The 560-nt window shown below is 78.6% G+C and carries 1 pseudogene; it reads right to left on the bottom strand.

Going from position 1 to position 560, the window contains the following annotated elements:
* Positions 1-560, bottom strand: a pseudogene (locus GT042_RS39155) (hypothetical protein); the annotation flags it as partial.

The raw sequence follows: 560 nt of genomic DNA, 5'->3' as shown, positions 1-560 counted from the left end.
GGAGGAGCGGCCTGGCCCGGGGGCTGGGGATGCGGCTGGGGCTGGTGGATCTGCTGCGGGGGGATGTACGGAGTCGCCCGCGCGGGCTGCTGGGGTACGGGGCCGGGCTGCGCCGGGTAGTCGGGGTGCGGGAAGCCGTAACCGGCCTGAGGCGGCACGGGCGCGGGCGGGTACGGGCCCGGCTGCCCGGGCTGTCCCTGCGGGAAGCCGTAACCGGCCTGCGGAGGTTGGGCGTTCGGCCCGGAGGCGGCGGGGTCGGGGTGTCCTGGCTGTCCCGGGTGCGGGAAGCCGTAACCCGTGGGCGGGGGCGGGGTGTTCGGCCCCGGCGTGGCGGATCCCTGCGGTGCCGCTGGCCCGGGGTGTCCCTGCTGGGGGAAGCCGTAACCGGCCTGCGCGGGTTGGGCGTTGGGTCCGGGAGCGGTGGGCGCCTGGGGTGCCGCGGGGCCGGGCTGCCCCGGCTGTCCCGGGTGCGGGAAGCCGTAACCCGTGGGTGCGGAGGGGGTGTTCGGCCCCGGCGTGGCGGATCCCTGCGGTGCCGCTGGCCCGGGGTGTCCCTGCTG

Source organism: Streptomyces sp. SID3212 (genome assembly GCF_009865405.1).
Classification (GTDB): domain Bacteria; phylum Actinomycetota; class Actinomycetes; order Streptomycetales; family Streptomycetaceae; genus Streptomyces.
The sequence above is the reverse complement of the archived record's forward strand: the minus strand, read 5'-3'. Positions and strand labels throughout refer to the sequence as shown.